The following is a 25,882-nucleotide window of genomic DNA, read 5'->3' as shown; positions in this document are numbered from 1 at the left end:
CTTACGCTCTGCAGGTAAGCTCCGGAATATCCTATTCCATTCATGTACATCAGCGCAGTAAAAAATCAAAAGTCATAGGTCACGCCCGCCAGTACGTTGATGCCCTTCACCGGGTAGTTCAGGAAACGCTCATACTTGCGGCCCAGCAGATTGTTGCCTAAAGCAAAGATTGACAGATTTTCCGAGAAACGATAATCACCACGCAGGTTCAAATCCACCACCGTGTCTGTAGGGCGCACCACTTGCACCAAGTCATCAGCAATCCCGCCGGGCTTATATCCTACTCCGAAACTAGAGCTATAGGTATATAACTCTGCCCCTAACAGGAGCTTATCGCCTACGTTGTAGGTCCCAAACAGTACTGACTGAAAAGCTGGACGGTGAAAGGCTTCGGCCAAGGTCTTCGTGTTATACCCGTTGTAATCAGCCTTAACTCCCAACCGAAACTGCTCAGCGGCATTATAAATCACTTCCCCGTGCACGTTGAGCAATTGAGTTGATTTGCGGTCGTAGACCAAATCAAAGCGGGAAGTATCGGTGGGGCTATTAGCGTAGAAATACAAGTTGCGGTCGTTAGCCGCCGTAACTTTTGCACTCACCGACAGACCGCGAGCGGGGGTCGCCGTGAAGCCGCCATAAATAGTGGGGCCACGGTGCGTATCCGCCACGCGCTGGTTGGGAGCCAGCCAAGGGTTTTCGGTAGTCAGGTCGTACATGGTTACGCGCTGCAACGCCCCACCCAAGCCGCCAAACACCACGAACTTATCTTCGGCTACGGTGTAACCCAAGCGAATTGCTGGGTACACATTGAATTGCGAAGCCGTCCCGATGGTATCGCCGGTGTAGCCGAGCGTAGCACCCACCGATACGGCCAGCCGGTTCAGGTCAGCTTCAAAAGCTGGTGTAACCTGCACAAACGGCCGACTAGTAGTGCCTATCGCGTCTTTATGAGAAATAAAGGAAACATCACCATTCAAAGCAATACGCCCTTTTTCACCTAGCGCATACCCCGAACGAAGGGCAACATTAAAGTTGCTTTCGCTAGCGGCAAACCGGTCTTTCCAATAATTAAAGCCTACACCCAGGTCATACTGGAGAGCCGCATCCGTAGCGCGGTTGCGGGCATACACCTTGGCTGCAGCGCGCGTGAACACTTGTTTGATGTCATCGACATCGGGGGGCAAATTCTGGGTCTCCCGGTTGTAGCCGTAAAAATTATACCGTTCCCGACCCAAATCAATCTTCGCGCCTAGCGCGGCCGTACCACTATATGTTTCGCCATTCAGGCCTAGGCTGGTTTGGCTGAGGCTGGAGTTCTTGCGGTCAACGGGGCCGCGCGAGGAAGAAATGTGGCTGAAGTCGAGGCCATAGGAAGCCGCCTCACTACGCGTGTTGTGCAGGTAAGCTTTGCCGTAGATGGTCCCGTAGTTGCCCAGCGCTCCTTTCAGGTAATTGCCGGTCTGGGGAGCTAATTCTTCCTGCTTGATGGTGAGCACGCGCACCGATGGGTTAAGCCGGTCGGCGGGCAGCCGGAAGTCGGGATAGGTGTACTGCACGGCTTGAGCCTGCGGAGTTGGCGCCTCTACTTTAATCTTATCAAAGTTGCGCGTCGCCTCAGGCAATTCGTTCACGCGCTCCTTCACAATTTCAATTTCAGCATCTTCAATTTTGCCCCCCGGCCGCTGCTGCGCCCACGAGAAACGGGGCGCGGCCACGGCTAGCAATGTGGCCAGAGCCAGGGTATAAGGCGAACTAAGCGTCATAGCAACAGAGTTGGGTCAGATATAAGCTTAGATTAAGGTTAGCTTATACAACCAGTTGTAAATCAATTGTTTATTTTCAGCAATAAAAGGTCACCTCTACTCTTCCACAGAAACTGGAGAAGTTGTAGAGTCAGTTGGCTGAGTCTGAGTTGGCTGCAAAGATTGGCGCGCAGCAGCCCGGCGAGCAGCGGGCGAAGCTAGCTTGGCGGGCGTTGTTTTGGTGCCCGCAGGCGGGGTTGTTGCAGGCTTGGGAGAGCTAGTAGCGGGCGCAGGTGTTCCTCCATCGGCAGGCAAACTAGCCAGTCGCTGCTTAGCGCCTTCAATGATTTCCGGCACCGGGAATTTGTTGTCGATGATGGAATTCAGCGTAGCACGCGCCTGAAAATTATCGCCCTGCAACGCGTAGATGTCGGCGATCAGCAGGAAGCCTCTGCCCTGCCATATTTCGTATTTAGAAGCATTGGTTTTGTATGCAGCATCCAACGCCTCTGGGTATTTCTTCTGGTCGAATAATACTTGGGCCAACAGGTACTGCGCCTCAGCTCCGTTTTCATCTGTGGCTGTACTGGCGGCAGTCGTTAGCTCGGGAATGGCTTGATCGAGATTGCCGGCTTTGTAGCTGGCTTTGCCCAGATAAAGCAGCGCCGCATTGGTCGCGTTTAAGGAAGCGCTACCCAACGCCCGCAGATCTTGAGCAACCCGGCGGGTGCCTTCATAGTCGCCGCTCTCGTAGTAGCTCCGCATGAGCCCGATGCCAGCGTCGGCGACCTCCCGCTTGTTCTGCGACACCTCCCGCAGGCGCGTGTAGTACTTGATAGCCTCTGGGTAATTCTTATTGGCAAACTCCAAGTCAGCGATGCGGCCCGCGGCCCGGTTCACAAACTCGCTTTTGCCTTCGGTTACCACATTCTTTAACCCAGCAAGGCCCTCGGCTTGCTTGCCGGTTTTCAGATACGAATCACTGAGGAAGTAACGGCCATCAGCGGCCAACGCTGTATTAGGATACTGCTTTAGGTAAGATTCCAGTCTCGGAATAGCCTGAGCGTATTTCTCAGCAGTATACAGCGACTTGGCAGCTTCAAACTCTACGCTTTCTGTAGCCCCACTCTGTGGGTTCTGCTGCTTGTATTGCCCTAGCGCCTGATCAAATTCTTCGGTCTTGCCCAAAGCAGCTAAGCTTTCCTGCAAGCCCGACAGCGCATTTGTGGCCGACTTGGTGCGCGGATACCGTTCCAACACCTGACGGAAGTCGGCTACCGCCTTGTCGTGCTGGCCGAGGTTGGCATAGGCTACGCCTCGCTTCTGCAACGCCTGCGGAATCAGGGCGCTATTTGGCCGGGCCCGAATCAGGCGCGAAAATCCATCAACGGCTGGCTGAAAATTACCCGCTTCGAACTCAAATTGAGCTTGCTGAAATACGGCATTATCGGCGTAGCGCGACTGGGGGGCAGTTTTGAGTAGCGTATTTAGCGTGTTAGTAGCCTCCGACTGCCGACCGAGCAGACCGAGCGTTACGCTCTTCTGGTAATATGCATAGTCCTTGTCAGGCGCATTTGAAGCAATTACCTTGTCGTAGCCGGTCAGGGCTTGCTTGTAGTCTTTAGCCACATAGTAAGTGTCGGCCAAGCGCAGGGTTACGTCGTAATAGTTGGGGTCGTTGGCGGGCTGGCGCGTTTCGGCATCCTTCAGATAAGCCTGAAACTGCGGCCGCGCCCGATCATACTGCTTCGTGTTATAATAAGCATAGCCCAAACCATAGCGGGCTTTCTGATCGAAGTCGGTATCGGCTGCGCTACCGGAACGCGCTGTGCGAGCGGCAGCCGTGTAGCTTTGGATAGCTTCCGGATATTTTTGTCCGATACTATAAATCTCACCGCGCAAAACCTGGGCCGCAGCACGCAGCGCATCGTCCTGAGGATATTTGAGCGACTTATCCAGCAAGGGCAGGGCCTCATTGAACTTACTGTTATTATACAGCGTGGCGGCTTGCAGGTACGTCACGCGCTGATAAGTCGCGTTCAAACGGCTGCTACGGTTATCAAGCCCTTCGAGGTAAGTGATAGCCTGGGCGTAATCAGATGAGTTGAGAAAACTCTCACTCAAAATGTCATCAGCGGCGGCCGCATTCTTGGAGCCCGGAAACTTCTTGTTGAAATCCTTTAGGGAAGTAATTACCTCCCGGCCATTCCCCAACTGATAGTTTATCTGCGCATATTTAATGATCGCATTCTCCGTGATATTGCGGTCGAAGGTGGCATTGCGGGCCGCATCGAAAGCATTCAGGGCAGGCTGATTCTGCTTAAGCTGTAGGTAGCTCAGGCCCATATGATAGGCCGCATTCTGGCCCAATGAATCCTTGCGGGCAGCCACTCCTTTCAGGCTATTTACAGCACCTTTGAAGTCGCCCATTTTATAATTGGCGTACCCAATTTTGTACTGCACTGTCGGGTCCATCTTCTTGCGGCCGGCGGCGTAGCGGTTAAAGTACTCCGCTGCACTCTGAAAGTCGCTTTTCTGGTAGTAAGCATCGCCCACGAGCAACTGAATCTCATCCGCGCCCTGGGGCGGCGGGGTTTGGGCCACTGCCTTCGAGCCATAGGCAATCAGACCATCAAAATCACCCTCTTTGTAATAAATCTGGGTCATGACGGCCGGCACCACGAGGCGGTAGCCGTCGCTCTCCTCCGCAACCGCCAAATCGCGGCGGGCGCCGGCAAAGTCGCCCGCCCGGAAGGCTAGATAGCCCGCATAGTAGCTGCTGGCGTAGCGATACTCCGAGCTACCTTGCTTGGTACGGTCGAACAGCAAACGCGCCTTATCAAATTCCTTCTGGGCGAAGTAGCTATAGGCCAGCTTAAACTCCGATTCTTCGCGCTGCTCCAGCGTCAGGTTATCGGGCCCGACGCGCTGCATATACTCTGCAGCCTTGGCGTAGTTCTTCTTGTCGAAGTAAAACTTGCCGAGCTGAAAAAATGCCTCAGCGGCCTTTGGGTGAGCCGGATTGTTGGCTGCAAACGCTAGAATCCGGTCTTCGGCGTCGGGGTGAAATAGGTAGAGCCCCGAGACGGCATAGTAGTATTCGGCGTCGGTGGTGCGGTCGCGCTGTTCACCGGTCCGACGTTGCGTAAGGTCGAGGTAGCGCTGAAAAGACTGCTGCGCGGCGCCATACTTGCCACGGTCGAAGAGTTCAAGGCCTTCCTGGAAATAGCGCTCGTCGGCGGCAAAAACCTGGGTTTGCTGGGCTGCGGCCACCAGTGGGGCCGCCGTGCTAAGCGTGGCGGCCAGCGCCAAGCGGGGAAATAACTTCATTGCGGGGCGTTACAAGAAAGGGCGCTGCGGGCCCGGGAGTGGCCAAAAGTAGCGAAAAAGTGGTGGAGGTTGCACAGAAAAGGCATTCTCGCACCTTGGCAACGCGCTGGGGGGCTTTTTTGGTATAGATGTCGGCGCGGTGGCTACTGCCCAGCAGCGTGGCCCGACTTATCGCGACTCAAGAAGACATGTCTCAAGTTAGCACTAAGTAGTAGGGCTTCTAAGCCCGCTGGGGGCTTTTTTACAAGCCAAAATGCATAGTATAGTCTTTCCCGTCGGTGACGTGCACGCGTTTAAAGCCTAAGGCTTTGAGGTCGATACACACCTGCTTTATGACCGAATCCTTGCTCTGAGCATCAAAGGATGGCGACGACATAATAATGACGTCGGCCTGCTCTCCTACCACGCTAACCTTGGCCTCCACCCCTTTTTGTAGTAGAACGTTCGGTAGCTGGGCAGCATAGTTCTGGCGTTCCTCCATGGCTACAACGTCTTTAGCTACAACCGTTTTGGGCGTAATACTTTCCGTAGCCAAAGCTGAATCAGGGGGCGTATTCGCTGCTCCCACCGACGCGGCAACTTGCTGCATTGTATCAGGTAGGTTAGCCGACGCAGCAGATGCGAGCGGTAACTTATTATTTAGCTTGTTTGAACGAGAATTAAGGGTAGCGCCTAGCTTTTTCGCGGGCGTTGGCGCGTTGAGTGCCTGTTCTTCGTCGCTCTCCTCCTCCTCGTAGGCTTCCGTGCGCATGGCTGCCAGCAGTCGGCCCGCTTCTCTCTCACTTGCCTCCGACAGCTCCGCCGCGTAGGCTCCCGCAGCGGTATTTACCCTACGTGTACCCTGAGTCGGAGCGGGCCGCGTCCATCTTCCCAGCATGAAGGCCCCTAAAAAGGTAAGCAGAGTAATCCCAAGCAAGCCAAAAAGTGAGTTACGAGTCACAATCCAAGTAGTAAACAGATAATAGAATGTCTGCCTTTGCTGCAGCCGTTACATGCAAAAGGCAAGAAAGTCTACTATGGCAATCCACAAGCCAATTGTTTAGCTGCGGTGCTTCGTTTCGCCCTCCGTCAACTGCCACCCAAAGTGTTTGCTGAGCATATCCCTCACTTTCTCTTTGGTCAGCGGTTTAGTCAGAAAGTCCGCTACATGGAGCTGCTGTCCTCGTTCCACATCCTGAGAATTCACAGAAGTAGTCAGCATAATGATAACAATGGCCTCTTTTCGCTCCAGGGGCAGTTGCTGGTAGGAAAACAAAAACTCGAAGCCGTTCATCACGGGCATATTCACATCCAGCAGAATCAGGGCCGGACAGGCAGCATCAGGGCAGTGCTGCTCCAGTAGAGCAAATGCCTCCTGCCCATTAAGCGCCACCATTAGCTGATCGGCAATGGCTAAATCTTCCAGAAGCCGCTGATTGAGAAAGTTGTTAACGGGGTCATCGTCCACTAAAAGGATACACGGTAGCTTCTCCACGCAAATACCTAATTATAGATGTTGGGATAAATTAAGGATTGTTGTTTCCCTTGAAAGTGACTCCTTAAGGGGGCAAATCTAAGGTTTAAACTGAACAGCAGATTCGTTACTATCTAACAATATAACCCTTATGCCTTTAGCCTACTATGGCACTCAGCGGGACAGGGTGTAGCATCAGAAATACTAGCTCGCGCAAAATCTCTCCTTCCGTCATCGAGCCCGACTCGATACCCTTGCTCTGCGCATCGGCGCGGCGCAGCAGATGAATGATGTCGCGCGTGCGCTGAAAGCTGTAATTGCGCATTGCCAGTTGCGCATCTTTCTGCTGAAAACTGTTGACCATACCCAGCTTTTTAAAGTCGGCGTCGGAGGGAGTACCGATCTTGTGCAGCACGAGCAGTTTGGTAAAAAAGCCAAACAGCAGTGTCAGGTTTGGAATAATTGGATTGGCTTTCGGATTCGCCTCGAAGTAATGCAGAATTCGGTTGGCCTTCAGCACATCGCGCTGCACCAGAGCCCGCTGCAACTCGAAGATGTTGTAGTCTTTGCTGATGCCCACAAGGCGCTGTACCAAGTCTTCGTCGATGGCCTGGCCGGGCTTCACATTGAGCAAAAGCTTGTCGATTTCATTGGTCAGCCGCCCCAAGTCGGGCCCGATGTATTCACTGAGCATCGCCACGGCCTGGGGGGCAATTTGCTGCTGTTTGCTGCGCACGTAGCTTGTGAGCCAGGGCGCAACTTGGTTATCGTAGAGCTTTTTGCTAGTCAGCACCGCCGCGTGCTTGGTCATCGCTTTGGCCAGCGCCTTACGACCGTCCAGGGTTTTATGCTTGTAGCAAAATACGAGGACCGTGCTGGCCAGCGGATTTTTTAGGTAAGCCTCAAAAAACGGATAGCTGCTCTCCCGCTCCAAGTCGGCTACCGACTGCGCTTCCTTCACAATGACCACCGAGCGCTCTGCCATCATCGGAAAGCGCCGCGCCTGCCCCAGAATAGTGGCCGTGTCCACATCTTTGCCATAGAGCACCACTTGGTTGAAGCCGCGCTCATGCTCCGGCATCACGCTTTTCTCGATGATGTCGGCAATCAGATCAATGTAATAGGGCTCCTCCCCTTGCAGGAAATAAATGGGCGCAAACTGCCGCTGCTGGAGCTGCTTTAAGATCTCGTCGGGGCTGAAGTTGGGCACTTCGGTAAAATGTCGGGTTTAACTTTTGCTTAAACACTTTTACTTCTAAGCCCGGCAAAGGTAAAGCTACGACGCGCCCCACCGCTTACCTTTGCCTCAGAAATGGTTGAATGTTGGCAAACTGCCATCATTTGACATTATAACAGACAAAATTTTTTCTTGCTTTGAACTTACTCGACGAACTCCGCTGGCGCGGAATGCTGCACGATACCATGCCCGGCACCGCTGAGCACCTAGCCGAAAATCAGCCCATCAGCGGCTATATTGGCTTTGATCCCACGGCGGCTTCCTTGCACATTGGCAACCTGGCCACCATTATGCTGCTGGTGCATTTGCAGCGCGCCGGGCACCGACCGGTAGCGCTGGTAGGCGGCGCCACCGGCATGATTGGCGACCCATCGGGTAAGTCGGCAGAGCGCAACCTGTTGAACGAAGACACGCTGCGGGGCAACCAGGCTGGAATTCGGGCGCAGTTGGAAAAATTCCTGGAGTTTAATGACAGCCCCACCGGAGCCGTGGTGGTCAATAATTACGACTGGTTTAAGGAGATTGGCTTCCTGCAATTCCTGCGCGATGTAGGCAAGCACATCACCGTGAACTACATGATGGCCAAAGACTCAGTGAAGCGCCGCCTAGGCACTCCAGAGGCCGAAGGCGAGCAGCGCGCCGATGGCCTTTCCTACACTGAGTTCAGCTATCAACTGTTGCAGGGCTACGACTTTAGTCATCTGTATAAAACCCTGAACTGCACCCTGCAGATGGGCGGCTCCGACCAGTGGGGCAACATCACCACCGGCACTGAGCTTATCCGTCGCCTTGACGGTGGCAAGGCATTCGCGCTAACCTGCCCATTGGTCACCAAGGCCGATGGCACTAAGTTTGGCAAGTCGGAAGGCGGCAACGTTTGGCTTTCCCCGCAGATGACGTCGCCCTACCAGTTCTACCAGTTCTGGCTCAATGCTGCCGACGCCGACACCAGCCGCCTTATTCGGGTATTCACCTTGCTCAGCGAGGCCGAAATTCTGGAGCTGGAAACCCAGCATGCTCCGGCCCCGCACCAGCGCATTCTGCAGAAAGCATTGGCCAAAGATGTAACCATCCGCGTGCATTCCCTTGAGGCCTACGAGGCCGCCGTTGCTGCCTCCGAAATCCTCTTCGGCAAAGGTGAACTGGAAGACTTGCAGCGCCTCGACGAAGCTACGCTGCTCGACGTATTCGCCGGCGTACCTCGCCTGGAGGTGTCGCGTGAGCAAGCCAGCAGCCTACTAGTCGCCGATTTGCTCAGTGAAGCCACGCAGTATCAAATCTTTCCTTCCAAAAGCGAGGTTAAAAAGATGATTCAAGGTGGCGGCGTGAGTCTAAACCGGCAGAAAGTAGCCGCTGCTGATCAATCTGTATCGGAGCTTCCTTTGTTGCAGAATAAGTATCTGGTGGCCCAGAAAGGCAAGAAGAACTACTTCCTCATTGCTTTGGTCTAGGACAGTGATCTACTCAGGTTTGCTTCGTATGTAGACCGAAGAACTATTTCTACCAGCACAAAAAAGCCCCCCAGTAATCATCTGGGGGCTTTGTTACATATTAAGTAATACAAATTATTTACCTGCTGTTCCAGCAGGCAGTTGCAGTAGGAACTGGCTACCGCTGCCACCGCTACCCGAAGTATAGGCCGGTACGGCGCTTCCACCCTTTTCCCAGGCCTCAATCCAGCGCATTTGTACCAACAGGGGCGTGAGTGACTGTTGCTGCTTTTCGTTGGCATAAGCTTGGGCGTCAGCCGCAATGCGAATTGATTTGGCCCGGCCTTCAGCCTCCGCAATATTGATGCGTGCCTGCGCTTCCGCCTGCCGAATTCGGTTCTCCGTTTGCAGACCCGTTTGCACTGCTGTATTCTTAGCATCAATAGCGGCTTTCAGGCTAGCTGGTGGCTCCAACTTGGTAGTAATTTGCTGCACGGTGAAGCCCATAGTCTGGAGCTGACTTACGAGGTTAGCCTTCACTTGCGCCTCGTAGCTGCCCCGGTTGCTGATGAGGCTGTCGGCGGTGTAGCGGTTGGTAGCGACGCGGTAGGCCTCGTACACTGCTGTTTTCAAAAAACCGTCCTCAATATCAGGCAATGGCCTCCGATACTGCCGGAAGATATCATCCACCTTATCCGACTGGATAAAATAGTTGAGGCTGGGCGCCACGCCAAAGCCCGAGCCGTCCTTACTCTGCACTTCAAACTCTTCGTATTCCTTGTGTTGGGTATACACCGGAAACTCGTACACGGCGGTGCTCAACGGCGTATAAAATACCCATCCCGTCGTGTATGTGATATCGTCAACGCCACGGGAGGAGCCCGCAAGATTTACTTTAATACCCACATTGCCGGCGTCGATGCGCTCTACTTTGATCAAGCTGCAGCCCGCAATGGTCGCTACTAATAATAAGCTGCCAAAAACGACAGGCTTAAGCCAGCGGCGGTTAGAATTTTGTAGAAGATCGGTCATTAAAGGAAGATGGTGGAGTAGAAGATGAATGCGATAAGAAGCGGACAAGGGCCCGTGCGGCCTGATAAACCGAGAAAGCTACGCTTATAGCCAGCACCGAAAGCCCTATGACTCCCCAACCCAACCACCAGTCGGAAGGGCGGCTAAGCCAGTCAAGAAACAAGGGCACCGTGTAAGGTAGCACACCGCCGTAGAACAGGAGCCAAGCACCGATCCACAGAGGCAACGTGTGTTTAGTAGGCATATCAGGTAGCTTAAGCCATTAGATAATGCCGCAATATCTAAACTGTTGTATACACCACCTAATGCTAGGGAACAGACATACACATTCGTCACAAATCCTCCCACCTGACAATCCATTCAAACTTTTGAAGTAACTAAAAAAGCCCCCCAGAGATCATCTGGGGGGCTTTTAAGCACTAGCATATCCGGAATCCGAAGAGTCCGAATACGCTGAATTACTTCTTCTTTGCTGGAGCAGCTTTCTTGGTGGCAGCTGGAGCGGCTTTCTTAGCAGCTGGAGCGGCTTTGGCTGCCTCACCACCAGTGTTCTTCATGTTCTGCACTTCCGTGCGAATCTCTTGGGCCATGTTCTTCAACTCCTGCATGCCTTTGCGCACGCGGGTACCGGCGGCCGAGTTCTGCTTGTCGTAAAACTTGTCGAAGTCACCCTCGAGTGACATTACTAGGTCCTTGAGCTTGCTAAAATTGTTCATTGGAAATGGGTTTATGGGGGAAGAAAGGTTGTTGTTGACTGGCCCTAATATACAGGGATTTCAAATACAAGCAATATTTCTATTTTTTTTCTAAAACGCCCCCCAACGCTTACCAAGGCGATTTTTACCCCTCATACACCCAAACCAAACCCCAAATACAGACGAGCTCACATCAATATAATACAAAAAATAACGCCGACAACCCTTAAGGCTGTCGGCGTTTATTATTCTCTTATTTGCTAAAATGACTAGGCTTGCACCGATGCAGTTGTCTTGGAATATAGGCCCTTATTGAGCTTTTCCGCTACCGCTTCAAAGGCTGTAATGGTCTGGCGCACGTCTTCCAGCGTATGCACAGCCGTTGGGATCAGGCGGAGCATAATTACGCCCTTTGGAACCACCGGATAAACTACGATAGAACAGAAAATACCGTGATTTTCGCGTAAATCGAAGGTTATTTGGGTTGCATCGGGTATCTCACCGCTCAGAAACACAGGAGTCACTGGCGACTGGGTAGTACCGATATTGAAGCCCTTTTCGCGCAAACCACTCTGCAAAGCTCTCACTACGGTCCAGAGATTTTCTTTCAGCTCCGGCTGGGTGCGCAGGAGCTCCAAACGCTTCATTGCACCCACTACAAGCGGCATAGGCAGCGATTTGGCGAAAATCTGGCTACGCATATTGTATCGCAAATATTCAATTACGCTCTCAGGGCCCGCTACGAAGGCTCCGATGCTCGCCATGCTCTTCGCAAACGTTGAAAAATAAAGATCAATGCCGTCCTGAACGCCCTGTTCTTCACCCGCTCCAGCGCCTGTAGCGCCCATTGTGCCGAATCCGTGCGCATCGTCAACGAGCAACCGGAACTGGTATTTCTCCTTCAGCGCAACCACTTCGCGCAGGTTGCCCTGGTTACCCGACATGCCGAACACGCCCTCCGTAATTACGAGAATACCGCCGCCGGTTTCGCCCACCATGCGGGTAGCCCGCTGTAGCTGCTTCTCCAAGCTTTCCATATCATTGTGCGGATACACAAAGCGCTTGCCCTGGTGCAGTCGTACTCCATCAATGATGCAGGCATGCGACTCGGCGTCGTACACAATCACATCGTGGCGGTTCACCACGGCGTCGATGATAGACACGATGCCTTGATAACCAAAGTTGAGCAGCAATGCATCGGGCTTCTTCACGAAGTCGGCCAGTTCAGCCTCCAGCTGCTCATGCAGGTTGGAGTTGCCACTCATAATACGAGCACCCATGGGCGTGCCCATGCCCCACTCAACGGCCGATTCGCCATCTACTCGGCGCACCTCCGGGTGATTGGCAAGGCCTAGGTAGTTATTGAGGCTCCAGGTGAGCACTTCCTTCCCGCGGAAAATCATGCGGGGCTTGATTTCGCCTTCTAGCTTGGGAAAGGTAAAGTAGCCGTGCGCGTAATGCGAGTGGCTGCCCAATGGGCCGCGGTTGGAAGCAATCTTCTCGAAAAGATCCACGGAGGAATAAATTAAATGTGAAACGAATACGGCAGTAGCATACTGGGCACAACCACCGGGTTTGTGCAAAGTTATGGCAATTCACGGAGGTAACTGCCAAAGACGCGGCTTTCTACTTGGCTAGAGCAGCACAAAAATGCCCCCCAGCATTTCCCCGAGCCGACAGAATGGTGTTTCTTTGGGCTAAGTTAGCGGTAAATCCTGCCTTGTCAGTTTCCAGTATAGCACAAAAAACTGACTTTATTGTCCGTCTAAGCTGGCAGCCCCTTACTATTACGAGCCAAATCCCACCCCACTTCATGAAGCAAATCAAAAAACTACTGGTCGCCAACCGGGGCGAAATCGCACTCCGCGTATTGCGCTCGGCCCGCGAGATGGGCATCCAGACCGTAGCAATCTATAGTGAAGCCGACCGCCAGTCCCTGCACGTGCGCTATGCCGATGAGGCAGTGTGCGTGGGTGGCCCCCAATCGAGCGAGAGCTACCTGCGCGGCGACAAGATTTTGGAAGTGTGCCACCAGCTTGGCGTAGATGCCATTCACCCTGGCTACGGCTTTCTAAGCGAGAATGCCGCCTTTGCTCGAAAGGTGAAAGAGGCGGGCCTAATCTTCGTAGGTCCCTCACCGGAAGCCATGGAACTGATGGGCTCTAAGCTGGCGGCCAAAGCCGCCGTGGCCAATTTCAACATCCCGATGGTGCCCGGTACCGAGGAGGCCATCACGGATGTGGAAGCGGCTAAAGTAGTAGCTCGTCAAGTTGGCTTCCCTATTCTTATTAAAGCATCCGCTGGTGGTGGCGGCAAGGGCATGCGCATCGTGAATGCCGAGAATGAGTTTGAGGAGCAGATGCAGTTGGCCGTATCGGAGGCTACCAGTGCCTTTGGCGATGGTGCCGTCTTCATTGAGAAGTATATCGGCTCGCCCCGCCACATTGAAATTCAGGTGCTGGGTGACGAGCACGGCAATATTGTGCACCTGTTTGAGCGCGAATGCAGCATTCAGCGTCGCCACCAAAAGGTAATCGAGGAAGCACCATCCTCAGTGCTTACGCCCGAGCTACGCGAAAGAATGGGCCGCGCGGCCGTTGATGTAGCTCGTGCCTGCAACTACACTGGGGCAGGCACAGTAGAATTTCTGCTCGACGAGAACCATAATTTCTATTTTCTGGAGATGAATACTCGCCTCCAAGTAGAGCACCCTGTGACGGAGCAAATTACTGGGCTTGACCTCGTAAAAGAACAGATTCGGGTGGCACAGGGCGAGCCTCTCCCCTTCCAACAGGCCGATCTAACGATCACCGGCCACGCCCTCGAACTCCGTGTGTACGCCGAAGACCCAGCTAACAACTTTCTGCCCGACATTGGTACGCTCACCACCTATGTGCGTCCCCAGGGCCCCGGTGTGCGGGTCGACGACGGCTTTGAGCAGGGCATGGACATTCCAATCTATTACGACCCCATGATTGCCAAGCTCGTCACCTTTGGTAAAGACCGTGCGGAAGCTATTGCCCGCATGCTCCGCGCTATCGACGAGTACCAGATTACGGGCATCGAAACCACGCTTTCGTTTGGCCGCTATGTACTTCAGCACCCAGCCTTCGTGGGGGGCAATTTTGACACAAATTTTATCCGCGACCATTTCACGCCCGCCGATTTGTCCCTCAAAACAGATGACGAAGCGGAAATCACCAAGTTAGCCGCCGTACTCGGCGCTATGCTGCTCACCCAGAAGAAAGCGCCATCAGCTACTGCCGCAACGGAAGCTTCAGGAACGGGTTCGGGGTGGAAACGGAACCGGTTGGGAGTGCGATAATAGAAATGGAGTTAAGCACAACAAAAAGGCCCGGCCGAATAGGCTGGGCCTTTTTGTTGTGCTTATGAAGGGTAAGAGAATCGAAGTCCCAGCCGCGTTATACCAAATCTGATAACTGTCGCACGCCCAGTGTCCGCTCGCGGGTGAAGCCTTCTCCGAACTCCACTCCTATCAAATGGCCGAACTCACGCGCGCGCGCTTCCATAAACTTAGAAAAAGCAGGCGTAGACAAGTAAGTAACGGGTTCGGTACTATTGGCATCGAAAAACTGACTTTTAAACGCCTGAATTGCCTCCCATTTCTTGTCCCAGAAGTCCGATATATCGACCACAAAATCGGGGGCAATCTGCCGGTCCTGGATGTAGTGATACACGAGGCGCGGTCGCCAGGCTGCTTGGGGCTCACCGTTTTCGTCCAATGTTTCTATCATTTTCAGCCCTGACAGAAAACACGATTCGGAGGCTAATTGGGAACCCCGACCGTGGTCGGGGTGGCGGTCGTGGATAGCGTTCAGCAGTACAATATCGGGTTGATAGCGGCGCACGGCAGCAATGATTGGCAATTGGTGTTCCCGATCATTATAAAAAAAGCCATCCGCCAAGCCTAGATTTGCGCGCGCGTGCAAACCCATAATCTTTGAAGCCGCCGCCGCCTCTGCGGCCCGTATTTCAGGCGTCCCACGCGTACCTAGCTCTCCTCGCGTTAAGTCTACAATTCCTATCTTCTTGCCTTGGGCCGCGGCGGCTAATAAGGTGCCGGCACAGGACATTTCTGCATCGTCGGGGTGGGCGGCGATGGCCAGAATATCTAATTTCATGTTCGATGGATGGTTAAAACGTCAAATGACTTAGCCGGTAAATGCAAGTCGTTTGCTACTTAGCAAAACAACCAGCGCTTTACCGGCTAAGCCACTGAAGAATTTAAATAGGCAGCCTATTTAATACGCAACGTACGACCGATACGCAAGGTTGATGTGCCGCCGTTCAGCCGTTTAATTTGACTAACTGATACGCCATATTTATCGGCTATTTCCGACAGCGTGTCGCCACTTCTAATCTTGTGCGTCACGATGCGCCGTGCTGCCGTTGGCTTGCTGCTACTTGTGGAGCTAGACCGAGAACGGCTCTGTATGGCCCGGCTATAGTAGTTGAATAAAGCCGACGTTATTTGAAAATTATCTTGGCGCAGCTTGTAATCCGGAAAGTCATACATCCGCTCGGGGTCAATAGGATTGCCTTCGTAGCGCACCTCGTAGTGGAGGTGCGAGCCTGTACTACGTCCCGTATTACCCCCCAGGCCGATAACCTGCCCAGCCTTTACAAAAGTACCCGTCGTAACGAGTGATTTGCTTAAGTGGCCATACAAGGTTTCAATGCCATTGTAATGACGCACCAACAGATAGTTACCGTAGCCGCTTCCATCCCATTTCGAGATCCGTACTACCCCATCGAAGGCTGCGCGCACAGTATCGCCGGTATTCAGATCCAAGTCAACGCCGTAGTGCCAGCGGCTCCCACGAAACCCAAAATCAGAGGTTGTAGGTGTCGTTTCAAGAGGCATTTTGGCATAGCGCTTTCGTGGCGCATCCACCAGTTTCAGCGTTAGCGTGTCACGCAACCGACGACCGTCTACTTGATATGGGTTGATGTTGCGCGTATCCCAGATGGCGTAATAGCCAGCTACTTTCACCCATGAGCTGTCGATGCGAACCTCATCAGACACTTCCACGATGTGCTGCTCGCCTTCGTTCAGTGAGGTAGTATCCTCACTGACCATCGACAGCTTTTTAGCAGGATTAAAGAAGATAGATTTGGCTGCTTCCGAATTATCATCAGGCAGATCTTCCGTCTTGATGAGTACGGTCGTATCTGGCCGCACGTAGCGGATCGTGGGTGATTTCATGCGGAAGAAATCCTTCCGCTGGCCCGCTGAGCCACCTTTAGCTTTTGGCTGGGGGGCTTTTCGGCGTTGGGCCTGGGCTGAGTTGGGCCACGCAAGCAGCAACCCAATTATCAACAGGGGCAGTAGCCCATATTTCAAAAAATTCAACAAAAGCGAATGACGTTGAGGCGTTCCTCACCCCCTAGGGGGCAATTTTCAAGATAGCAAGTTAAGCAACCAAACGTGAATGCGTAGTGGCTAGTGTGTAGCTTAAAGGGAGAGCGTGCAGAAAAATTAACAAGCTGTCGAGCCAAGCAAAACAAAATGATTTGCTTGGCTCGACAGCTCGGTAAGGTAAATAATCAATTAATGCTCGCCTAAAGCAGCTAAATAGCGCTCAGCGTCCAACGCAGCCATACATCCTGTGCCAGCCGCTGTTACAGCCTGCCGATAGGTATAGTCTTGCACATCGCCGCAGGCAAACACGCCGTCAACGTTAGTTTTGGATGAGCCAGGAATCGTTTTCAAGTACCCTTGCTCATCGTGGTGCAAGAAGGGTTGAAAAATTTTCGAGTTGGGCTCATGCCCAATAGCCACAAAGAATCCCTCAACCGGGATTTCACGCGTTTCATGCGTTAGCGTATTCTTAACGCGCACGGCCTCTACGGCATGCTCACCCAGAATTTCGTCGGTTACGGTATTCCACAACACCTCAATTTTGGGGTTATCGATTACCCGCTTCTGCATAATTTTCGAGGCGCGCATTTCCCCCTTTCGCACAATCATGTACACTTTCGAGCACAGATTTGCTAGATAAGTAGCTTCCTCAGCCGCCGTGTCGCCAGCACCCACGATAGCCACTTCCTTACCACGATAAAAGAAACCATCGCAGACAGCGCAAGCAGACACACCCGAGCCATTTAGCCGTGCTTCCGACTCTAAGCCTAGCCACTTCGCAGAGGCGCCAGTAGCTATGATCACGGTATCGGCAGTAATGGTCTTATGCTCGTCAATGGTTACCCGATGTGGATGACCCGAAAAGTCTACTGCCGTGGCCAGACCATATCGAACATCAGTGCCAAAGCGCGACGCTTGATTCTTCAAGTCTTCCATCATTGCTGGCCCCATCACCCCATCCGGATAACCAGGAAAGTTCTCGACATCATTCGTAATTGTAAGCTGTCCGCCAGGCTGTAAACCTTGATACATGACGGGCTGCATGTTAGCACGGGCAGCATAAATAGCTGCTGTATAGCCAGCTGGTCCCGAACCTATAATCAAACACTTGATGTGCTCTGAATTAGTATTTTCCATTTCTGGTGAAAGCGGAGATGCAATAAAAAGTGAGTGTGGCGCTGGCGGTGAGTTTTTCTTCAAACGCCGAAGCAATAGTAGCAAAAAAGCCCCCCAGTTATTGTTTCAAAGTACAACTGCGGGTACGCTACTACCACGTGTAACAAAAAACCCCAACGAATAGGCTGGGGTTTTGTAAGCTGGGGGCAAAGTTTACCCCAGATAAGGCTTCAAAGCTTTGGAGCGCGACGTGTGACGCAAACGGCGAATAGCCTTCTCTTTGATCTGGCGAACCCGCTCCCGAGTCAAGCTGAACTTCTCACCGATTTCTTCCAAAGTGAGCGAATGCTCGCCATTTAGGCCGAAATAAAGAGTAATCACGTCCGCCTCACGTTTGGTTAGCGTGGAGAGGGCGCGCTGCACTTCTTTGCGCAGAGAGTCGTTCATCAGGCCCGTATCAGGCGATTCCTCGTCTTCGTTTTCTAGCACGTCGAGCAAGCGATTTTCTTCACCTTGCACGAACGGCGCGTCTACGGATACGTGGCGACCGGATATTTTGAGCGTATCAACTACCTCAGAGGTAGTCAGTTCCAGCACTTCGGCAATTTCTTCAGGCGAGGGCTCCCGCTCGAATTTTTGCTCTAGTTCAGAGAAAGATTTCGAAATTTTGTTGAGGGAACCAACCCGGTTCAGCGGCAAGCGCACAATGCGCGACTGCTCGGCCAAGGCTTGCAGAATGGACTGACGAATCCACCATACGGCGTAAGAAATGAACTTAAAGCCGCGGGTTTCATCAAAGCGCTTAGCCGCCTTAATCAAACCAAGGTTGCCCTCGTTGATCAAGTCGCCCAGCGATAGGCCCTGGTTCTGATACTGCTTGGCAACTGATACCACAAAGCGTAGGTTAGCCTTGGTAAGCTTTTCCAGTGCTTGTTGGTCGCCTTCCCTAATCCGCTGCGCCAGCGTTACCTCCTCGTCGGGGGTGAGCAAATCCACTTTGCCAATCTCTTGGAGGTATTTATCCAGCGACTGGCTTTCGCGGTTGGTGATTTGCTTGCTGATTTTAAGCTGTCTCATTGCGGGCGCGAAAGAGTTGTATTATGATAGTTATTTGACATTACTGATACCTTTTACGGGTACCGGCTAGTTTTGGGCAACATGCCAGTACCCGCGAAAGTTCGACTGACTAGGCTTGAGCTTCACCATTATCAGCAACCGTGCGCTCTGGGCGCGGCAACAAGGCCTTGCGAGAGAGACGGTATTTGCCGGTCTTCTTATCAATATCAAGCAGCTTTACGTCAATTTCCTGACCAACTTCCAGTACACCTTCCAAGCTGTTGAGGCGCTCATGGCCTACTTCTGAAATGTGCAATAGGCCGTCTTTGCCAGGCATAATTTCTACGAAAGCACCGTAAGGCTGGATGCTGCGAACTTTACCTTTGTAGGTTTCACCTATTTCTGGCTGAGCTGCAATAGCACGGATGCGGCCAATGGCTGCTTCCATATCTTCTTGGTTCGATGCGTAGATGCTTACGTGGCCTTTTTCGTCCTTCTCCTCGATGATTACCGTGGCGTTGGTGTCCTTCTGGATCTGCTGAATGACTTTACCACCAGGTCCGATAATAGCGCCAATGAACTCTTTCTCGATCAGCATCTTGTGCGAGCGAGGAGTATGTGGCTTCATGTCGGCGGCTGGCTGGCTGATAGTCTTCGCCATTTCGGCTAGGATGTGCAGACGACCTTCGCGCGCCTGGTGTAGAGCAGCAGTCAGGATTTCGCTGCTTAAGCCCTGGATTTTGATATCCATTTGGCAAGCCACGATACCTTTTTCCGTACCTGTCACTTTGAAGTCCATATCGCCCAAGTGATCTTCATCACCCAAAATATCAGACAACACAGCATATTCACCGGTTTCCTTGTCTTGAACAAGGCCCATGGCGATACCAGATACTGCAGCACGAACTTTCACGCCTGCATCCATCAGCGCCAGCGAACCCGCACACACTGTAGCCATCGATGAAGAGCCGTTTGACTCTAGAATATCCGACACAATGCGAATGGTGTAGGGATTTTCTTCTTCACTTGGCAAAACTCGCTTCAAAGAGCGCAAAGCCAAGTTACCATGGCCAATTTCCCGACGGCCTGGGCCACGATTGGGCTTTACTTCGCCAGTCGAGAAGGCCGGGAAGTTGTAGTGCAGCATAAACTTGCTGTAGCCCGATAGCATAGCCGAGTCGATAATTTGCTCATCCAGTTTGGTGCCTAAAGTCACCGTTGTCAGGGACTGAGTTTCACCCCGCGTGAACAACGCCGAACCATGAGCACCCGGTAGGTAGTTGATTTCGCTCCAGATAGGACGAATTTCCGTGAGTTTACGACCATCTAAGCGGGTACGCTCCTTAATCATCATGTCGCGGATCGCTTTCTTTTCCGCAGATGCATGGTAGCGACCGAACATTTTCATGTTCAGTTCGGGCTGCTCAGCCAAGAGCGTTTCAAGCAGCTCCTTTTTAATAGAACCAAAACCTTCCTTACGGCCGGCCTTACTAGTATTACCCGAGTAAGCGACAGTGTAGGCTTTCTGATAGACAGCTTCGGTAATACGCTGCTTCAGTTCTGCATCTTCTTCGTATTTTGGATAATCACGCTTAACAGCAGCTTTTTCTACTACGGCGCCCAGTTCCATCTGCACACGCACCTGCTCCTTAATGGCTTCGTGGGCATAAGCAATGGCTTGCACCATTTCTTCCTCGCTCACTTCATTCATCTCGCCCTCCACCATTGCCACCGAATCGGCCGTAGCTCCTACGATGAGGTCGATATCGGCACGGGCAATATCCGAAGTTTTGGGGTTGATTTGCAGCTTACCATCGATGCGCGCCACCCGTACTTCCGAGATAGGACCAGCAAATGGAATATCAGAGACAGACAATGCAGCTGAAGCAGCCAAGGCGGCGAGTGCATCAGGCTGTACATCTTTATCAGCTGAAATCAGCGAGATCATCACCTGTACCTCGTAGTGATAATCCTTGGGGAACATAGGACGCAAAATGCGGTCTACGAGACGACTAACGAGGATTTCATAGTCTGACAAGCGGCCTTCGCGGCGCTGAAATGAACCAGGGATCTTGCCAGCCGAGCCAAACTTCTCTTGGTAATCAACTGACAATGGCAGGAAATCAACATCTCCGCGCTGGCTAGGCTGTGAGACTACCGTAGCCAGTAGCATGGCATCGCCAAGGCGTACCACTACCGCCCCATCGGCGAATTTGGCCAACTTGCCCGTTTCAAGGGTTATCTGCCGACCGTCCGGCAACGTAATAGTTTTGGTAATAGCGTGGTAATTAGGCATCGGAAAATTGCTTAGAAAAGCGACAGCGGGCGAGCAGCCAAAAAAATAGCGCCGGCCTCCGGCACTGTTTTACTCTATAATCGTTTGGGGGGCTTTTTACTACAAACAAACTACCCTACCCAAATAGTGACCAAAGGGGTCAAAAAAAGAGCAGGGAACCCTCTAAAGAGGGCTCCCTGCTCCTATGGGCGGGATTACTTACGGATACCCAACTCCTTGATAATTGCGCGGTAGCGGTTAATCTCGCGGTGCTGCAAATAGTCGAGCAGGCGACGACGCTTACCTACAAGCTTGAGCAAGCCCAAGCGAGTCGAAAAGTCTTTTTTGTTAACCTTTAGGTGCTCCGTCAGGTGATTGATGCGGTGCGTGAACAACGCGATTTGCGATTCAGCCGAACCAGTGTCGGTGGCAGATTTGGAGAGGCTATTTTCTGCGAAAATAGTCTGTTTTGCTTCGGTAGTGAGTTTCATCGGCAGATAGGAGTTACCCGTCTGGAATTAAAATATGAGAAAAAAGGCCACCCCGCATCTCGGAGTGGCCGCAAAGGTAAGGGTTTTTATGGCTCGTTGTTCGTTTTCGCGAGTCCGAATCAGTACTTTTTGCTTTGAAGGATCGTAGCCAAGGTATAGTAAGCCATTACTACTTTTAGGCTGCACGCCGGTATCCACGGAAGGGCCAGCGAATTTTGGCCGGTAGTCGGCGCCAGAAATCGACTTCTAATACGCCTGAGTCACGACGTGCTTGGTAAAGGAAGAACAGGCCGACCGGCAGTAGCAGCGCATCGGCAATCCACATCCCTAATCCTACTGGCAGCACACCTTCTCGACCATACTTCTCTCCCATAATCGAAGCCACGTAATAAATAATAAAGAATAGAATAGAGATCAGCACTGGCACGCCCAGTCCACCTTTCTTAATAATGGCCCCCAGCGGTGCGCCAATCAAAAACATGATTAATACAGCAGCCGACTGTGTGTATTTGCGATAAATCTCAATTCGGTAGTTACCTGTTTCACGGGCCAGTGTGGTAAGACGCTCTACCGAGCTGCTTAGATAGCCACGTAGGTTGCGCGCCCGGTTGGTGGCTTGCTGCACCTGATTGAGCGTAAGCGGGGGCAATTCGTTGGTTGGTACCTGCAAGTTAGATACCCGCTGATTTGCCGCTCGCCCTGTAGTATCAAGGCGCATATGCACATAATACGGGTTCAGCATGCGTACCTGCTGTTGTCGCTCAGTTCCTAAGCGCTTATGCAGCGAATCGGTGTATTGATGCAGACGTGGCAGATCCATCATCATTTTGTTCTCCGTGAACAACTCCTGCTGCGTCCGATTCAAGTCGAAAGAAGCTAAGGAGAATGTAATCAAGTTGCGCGAAAAAGCCTGACGCACGAAGCTTGCTCCTGCCCTATTTCGAACATCGGGCTGCTCCAGATACATGACGCCATCGAATAGCTCAAGCCCCAAATATTGCCCCCCAAAGCGCATAAACATCCGACCTGAGTCAGCCAGAATAACCTTGGAGTTGCCGTCTGTATTAGTATGGTCATAAATCATAACGCCCTTAAGAAGGTCGCCATTCTCGCCAGCCTTCTGATTCACCTTAATAGTGTACCCTGGGATACCATTATAGAAAACCCCTTCCCGAATATCTAAGGACAGTTTCTGTTGGCGCACATCCCACAGCAAGCTATAGGCGTTCAGATTGGCTTTGGGAACAATAGTGTTGTTAAACCAAAAAGCGCCAATGGCCAATACCAGACTCACTAGCAGTACAGGTCTCAGAATGCGGGTCAGCGAAATTCCGGAAGTCTTAATCGCAGTCAATTCCTGGTGTTCCCCTAAAGTGCCATAAGTCATAAGCGACGACAAGAGCACTGCCAAGGGAAGGGCAATTGGCACCATCAGCACACTGAAGAAGAATAACAACTGGCCAATGACCGCAAAACCGAGGTCCTTCCCAATTATGTCATCCATATACTTGAGCATATACTGCGTCAGCAGGATAAACTCTACAACCGCGAAAGTCAGCAAAAAAGGGCCAGCAAAGGCCTTGAGAATCAGTTTATCGAGTTTTTTCATTGTTTGGTCAGAAATGAACCCCTGGAGGGCATTTCTACTAAAAAAGGAGCAGTAAGTAAACGTAGCTACTGCCCGTTTAGCTTCTGCTCCTTCACTTTTTATATCAAACTCGACTTAGCCGCCTACTTGTTCCCGCAACTTAACGATTAGACTATCCCACATTTCCTGGAGCTCCTCCTCGTCTGTTTCCTCCGAGTAGTCTAACACACGCAAATACACTTCCTGCGTTAGTTGCGATTCCTCCAATGTAAAGTCAAGATAGCTCGCATCCGGCGTTAGGCGTTTATTCTGATCCAGGAATACATACCGTACCGAACGATTAGTGCGGTGTGAGCTCATCTCGGCGTAATGTGGCTGATTGTCCCAGATAAAGTTAAACCGGTGATCCTCGTCTATGCGCACGTCCTGACAGAACCATTGCGTCAGTCCTGAGGCTGAAGCCAAGTATGGATACAGAATTTTAGTTGAGGCATTAATAGGGTATTCAACCGAAAAGCGGTGTTTCGAGCGAGTGGCAGAGAGCGGCATAAAGCAGAGATATTAAAGAACGGCATTACACCCACCCGGAATACATGGCAGGCAGCGGGCAATATACACGGGTTTTTTTTTACTAAGGATTGCATCGGGTCAAATCTTGTGCCTACCTTTGCGCCATCAAAAAACGGCGGGGTAGCTCAGTTGGTTAGAGCACAGGATTCATAACCCTGAGGTCACGAGTTCAACTCTCGTCCCCGCTACAAGAAAAGGCCTTCCTACAACGGGAAGGCCTTTTTTGTTTTCAAGATTGCGCATTAAACTTTTTCATCGTTGGCTATGTCTTCTAGCCTAAGCATATATTAGGTTTTATTGTATCGATAAAACACACATAAGTTTTTATGCTGATGTGCTTACATAATAGAAATGTACATGTATGGGCATCTCAAAAGTGCATCATGTTATATTAAGGTGTACAATCCATAAAAAATAATTAGAGAGTCTCTTGTATTACCAATAGACATTTCTACCTTTGCAGCCCCAACGCAGAGACGCTTCAATCGGAAGCAGCGGCAAAAAATAATTTCTTTGTTTAGTTGCGAAAGGAGAAACAGTTTGTACCTTTGCCACCCCGAACGAAAAGACGCTCGGCGTAAGGCAGCAAAACAAGGCTACACGGGTAGCCACAGGGTTAGTCCAATTGGGACTGGCACACGTTCTTTGAATGATTGGAAAAGACAAATTGGTAAGGCTGCCCTGAGTAGGTAACTACCGCGGGCAGCAAGCGTAACCAGACGAGTTCAACACAAAGAGTTGGATCAAGCCCATGACAGCAGCCTATGTTCGCATAGGTGAAGAGAATTTATACAATGGAGAGTTTGATCCTGGCTCAGGATGAACGCTAGCGGCAGGCCTAATACATGCAAGTCGAACGGGTGTAGCAATACACTAGTGGCGCACGGGTGCGTAACGCGTAACCAACCTACCTGGATCTGGGGGATAGCCCGCCGAAAGGCGGATTAATACCGCATAAGCCGTGTGAGTGGCATCACTTAGACGGTAAAGATTTATTGGATTCAGATGGGGTTGCGTAGCATTAGCTAGATGGCGGGGTAACGGCCCACCATGGCGACGATGCTTAGGGGACCTGAGAGGGTGATCCCCCACACTGGCACTGAGATACGGGCCAGACTCCTACGGGAGGCAGCAGTAGGGAATATTGGGCAATGGGCGAGAGCCTGACCCAGCCATGCCGCGTGCCGGATGAAGGCCTTCTGGGTTGTAAACGGCTTTTCTCAGGGAAGAAAAAGAGGATGCGTCCTAAACTGACGGTACCTGAGGAATAAGCACCGGCTAACTCCGTGCCAGCAGCCGCGGTAATACGGAGGGTGCAAGCGTTGTCCGGATTTATTGGGTTTAAAGGGTGCGTAGGTGGCTTGTTAAGTCCGGGGTGAAAGCCCACAGCTCAACTGTGGAACTGCCCTGGATACTGGCAAGCTTGAGAGTAGTCGAGGGTGGCGGAATGGACGGTGTAGCGGTGAAATGCATAGATACCGTCCAGAACCCCAATTGCGTAGGCAGCTGCCTAGGCTACATCTGACACTGAGGCACGAAAGCGTGGGGAGCGAACAGGATTAGATACCCTGGTAGTCCACGCCGTAAACGATGGATACTCGTTGCCAGCGATAGACTGTTGGTGACTTAGCGAAAGCGTTAAGTATCCCACCTGGGGAGTACGCTCGCAAGAGTGAAACTCAAAGGAATTGACGGGGGCCCGCACAAGTGGTGGAGCATGTGGTTTAATTCGATGATACGCGAGGAACCTTACCTAGGCTAGAATGCGCGTGACCGCCTGAGAGATCAGGCTTTCCTTCGGGACACAAAGCAAGGTGCTGCATGGCCGTCGTCAGCTCGTGCCGTGAGGTGTTGGGTTAAGTCCCGCAACGAGCGCAACCCCTACTTTTAGTTGCCAGCGGGTAATGCCGGGGACTCTAGAAGGACTGCCTGCGCAAGCAGTGAGGAAGGCGGGGACGACGTCAGGTCATCATGGCCCTTACGCCTAGGGCTACACACGTGCTACAATGGCCGGTACAGAGGGTCGCTACTGCGCGAGCAGACGCCAATCTCACAAAACCGGTCTCAGTTCGGATCGGAGTCTGCAACTCGACTCCGTGAAGCTGGAATCACTAGTAATCGCGTATCAGCAATGACGCGGTGAATACGTTCCCGGGCCTTGTACACACCGCCCGTCAAGCCATGGAAGTCTGGTAGACCTGAAGCTGGTGCTCGTCACAGAAGCCAGTTAGGGTAGAACAGGTAACTGGGGCTAAGTCGTAACAAGGTAGCCGTACCGGAAGGTGCGGCTGGATCACCTCCTTTCTGGAGCGGATCCAACTCTCGAACTTTAGTCGCTACACGACAAACTTACCAACACGTCTTTTCCTCTCATTCAAATATTATTAGGGAGAGAGGTAGTAATACTTCCCTCCTACTCTGATCTAAGTAGTAGATCAACTGTTCTTTGACGTAGGATAACGAGTAAGAAGAAAAAGAAAGAAG

17 protein-coding genes, 1 tRNA gene, 1 rRNA gene and 1 pseudogene are annotated in these 25,882 nt (G+C 52.0%); 4 read left to right on the top strand and 16 right to left on the bottom strand.

Annotated features, from left to right (window positions below; translation table 11 throughout):
* Window positions 1–65: 65 nt before the first annotated feature.
* The 5 genes from G7064_RS01760 to holA form a co-directional block, all read right to left on the bottom strand.
* On the bottom strand, window positions 66–1,763 hold the full coding sequence (locus tag G7064_RS01760; protein ID WP_166072191.1) for a hypothetical protein: 1,698 nt from the start codon (window positions 1,761–1,763) through the stop codon (window positions 66–68).
* 96 nt (window positions 1,764–1,859) lie between these two features.
* Entirely contained in the window at window positions 1,860–5,072 is a 3,213-nt protein-coding gene (locus tag G7064_RS01755) for a tetratricopeptide repeat protein (RefSeq protein WP_166072190.1), read from the bottom strand.
* 241 nt (window positions 5,073–5,313) lie between these two features.
* Complete coding sequence (locus G7064_RS01750) at window positions 5,314–6,012, bottom strand: hypothetical protein (RefSeq protein ID WP_166072189.1); 699 nt, start codon at window positions 6,010–6,012, stop codon at window positions 5,314–5,316.
* A gap of 99 nt (window positions 6,013–6,111) precedes the next feature.
* Window positions 6,112–6,546 carry a response regulator gene (locus G7064_RS01745; RefSeq protein WP_133272894.1) on the bottom strand — a complete coding sequence of 145 codons (435 nt, stop codon included), beginning with the start codon at window positions 6,544–6,546 and terminating at the stop codon, window positions 6,112–6,114.
* A gap of 136 nt (window positions 6,547–6,682) precedes the next feature.
* Window positions 6,683–7,735: a DNA polymerase III subunit delta gene (gene holA, locus G7064_RS01740; protein ID WP_166072188.1), complete on the bottom strand. Its 1,053-nt coding sequence runs from the start codon at window positions 7,733–7,735 to the stop codon at window positions 6,683–6,685.
* Between the two features lie 164 nt (window positions 7,736–7,899).
* On the opposite strand from holA, the gene tyrS reads away from it, so the two are divergent.
* Complete coding sequence (tyrS, locus tag G7064_RS01735; protein ID WP_133272895.1) at window positions 7,900–9,213, top strand: tyrosine--tRNA ligase; 1,314 nt, start codon at window positions 7,900–7,902, stop codon at window positions 9,211–9,213.
* Between the two features lie 114 nt (window positions 9,214–9,327).
* Here tyrS and G7064_RS01730 read toward each other — a convergent pair whose 3' ends face one another.
* The 3 genes and pseudogenes from G7064_RS01730 to G7064_RS01720 all read right to left on the bottom strand — a co-directional run bounded on the left by G7064_RS01730 (window position 9,328) and on the right by G7064_RS01720 (window position 12,433).
* Window positions 9,328–10,224: a prohibitin family protein gene (locus G7064_RS01730; protein WP_133272896.1), complete on the bottom strand. Its 897-nt coding sequence runs from the start codon at window positions 10,222–10,224 to the stop codon at window positions 9,328–9,330.
* Window positions 10,225–10,769: 545 nt separating this feature from the next.
* Window positions 10,770–10,940 (bottom strand): annotated as a pseudogene (locus tag G7064_RS01725) (histone H1); the annotation flags it as partial.
* Window positions 10,941–11,188: 248 nt separating this feature from the next.
* On the bottom strand, window positions 11,189–12,433 hold the full coding sequence (locus G7064_RS01720; RefSeq protein ID WP_133272899.1) for an aminotransferase class I/II-fold pyridoxal phosphate-dependent enzyme: 1,245 nt from the start codon (window positions 12,431–12,433) through the stop codon (window positions 11,189–11,191).
* A gap of 299 nt (window positions 12,434–12,732) precedes the next feature.
* Between G7064_RS01720 and accC the strand changes: the two genes are divergently transcribed.
* Window positions 12,733–14,244, top strand: a complete 1,512-nt coding sequence (accC, locus tag G7064_RS01715) for an acetyl-CoA carboxylase biotin carboxylase subunit (RefSeq protein WP_166072186.1) — start codon at window positions 12,733–12,735, stop codon at window positions 14,242–14,244.
* A 97-nt stretch (window positions 14,245–14,341) separates the two neighbouring features.
* Here the strand turns inward: accC and bshB1 are convergent, their stop codons facing one another.
* From bshB1 to G7064_RS01675, 8 genes are all read right to left on the bottom strand, one after another.
* Entirely contained in the window at window positions 14,342–15,061 is a 720-nt protein-coding gene (gene bshB1, locus G7064_RS01710) for a bacillithiol biosynthesis deacetylase BshB1 (protein ID WP_133272901.1), read from the bottom strand.
* A gap of 116 nt (window positions 15,062–15,177) precedes the next feature.
* Window positions 15,178–16,284 carry a M23 family metallopeptidase gene (locus G7064_RS01705; protein WP_240935658.1) on the bottom strand — a complete coding sequence of 369 codons (1,107 nt, stop codon included), beginning with the start codon at window positions 16,282–16,284 and terminating at the stop codon, window positions 15,178–15,180.
* Between the two features lie 207 nt (window positions 16,285–16,491).
* Window positions 16,492–17,439: a thioredoxin-disulfide reductase gene (gene trxB, locus G7064_RS01700; protein WP_166072185.1), complete on the bottom strand. Its 948-nt coding sequence runs from the start codon at window positions 17,437–17,439 to the stop codon at window positions 16,492–16,494.
* A gap of 192 nt (window positions 17,440–17,631) precedes the next feature.
* The gene (locus tag G7064_RS01695) at window positions 17,632–18,495 is read right to left on the bottom strand and encodes an RNA polymerase sigma factor RpoD/SigA (protein ID WP_084447456.1); all 864 of its coding nucleotides are present in this window, start codon (window positions 18,493–18,495) and stop codon (window positions 17,632–17,634) included.
* Window positions 18,496–18,604: 109 nt separating this feature from the next.
* Window positions 18,605–20,770 (bottom strand): polyribonucleotide nucleotidyltransferase, encoded by a 2,166-nt coding sequence (gene pnp / locus G7064_RS01690; RefSeq protein ID WP_166072184.1) that lies wholly within the window; start codon window positions 20,768–20,770, stop codon window positions 18,605–18,607.
* A 194-nt stretch (window positions 20,771–20,964) separates the two neighbouring features.
* A complete protein-coding gene (rpsO, locus tag G7064_RS01685; RefSeq protein WP_133272904.1) occupies window positions 20,965–21,240 on the bottom strand; it encodes a 30S ribosomal protein S15 in 276 nt (91 codons plus the stop codon).
* 175 nt (window positions 21,241–21,415) lie between these two features.
* A complete protein-coding gene (locus tag G7064_RS01680; protein ID WP_166072183.1) occupies window positions 21,416–22,849 on the bottom strand; it encodes an LptF/LptG family permease in 1,434 nt (477 codons plus the stop codon).
* Window positions 22,850–22,963: 114 nt separating this feature from the next.
* A complete protein-coding gene (locus tag G7064_RS01675) occupies window positions 22,964–23,377 on the bottom strand; it encodes an START-like domain-containing protein (RefSeq protein ID WP_084447460.1) in 414 nt (137 codons plus the stop codon).
* 135 nt (window positions 23,378–23,512) lie between these two features.
* Between G7064_RS01675 and G7064_RS01670 the strand changes: the two genes are divergently transcribed.
* Window positions 23,513–23,586, top strand: a tRNA-Met gene (locus tag G7064_RS01670).
* A gap of 603 nt (window positions 23,587–24,189) precedes the next feature.
* A 16S ribosomal RNA gene (locus G7064_RS01665) occupies window positions 24,190–25,702 on the top strand.
* Window positions 25,703–25,882: the final 180 nt, after the last annotated feature.

It is taken from the genome of Hymenobacter sp. HDW8 (genome assembly GCF_011305775.1).
Classification (GTDB): domain Bacteria; phylum Bacteroidota; class Bacteroidia; order Cytophagales; family Hymenobacteraceae; genus Hymenobacter; species Hymenobacter radiodurans.
The sequence above is the reverse complement of the archived record's forward strand: the minus strand, read 5'-3'. Positions and strand labels throughout refer to the sequence as shown.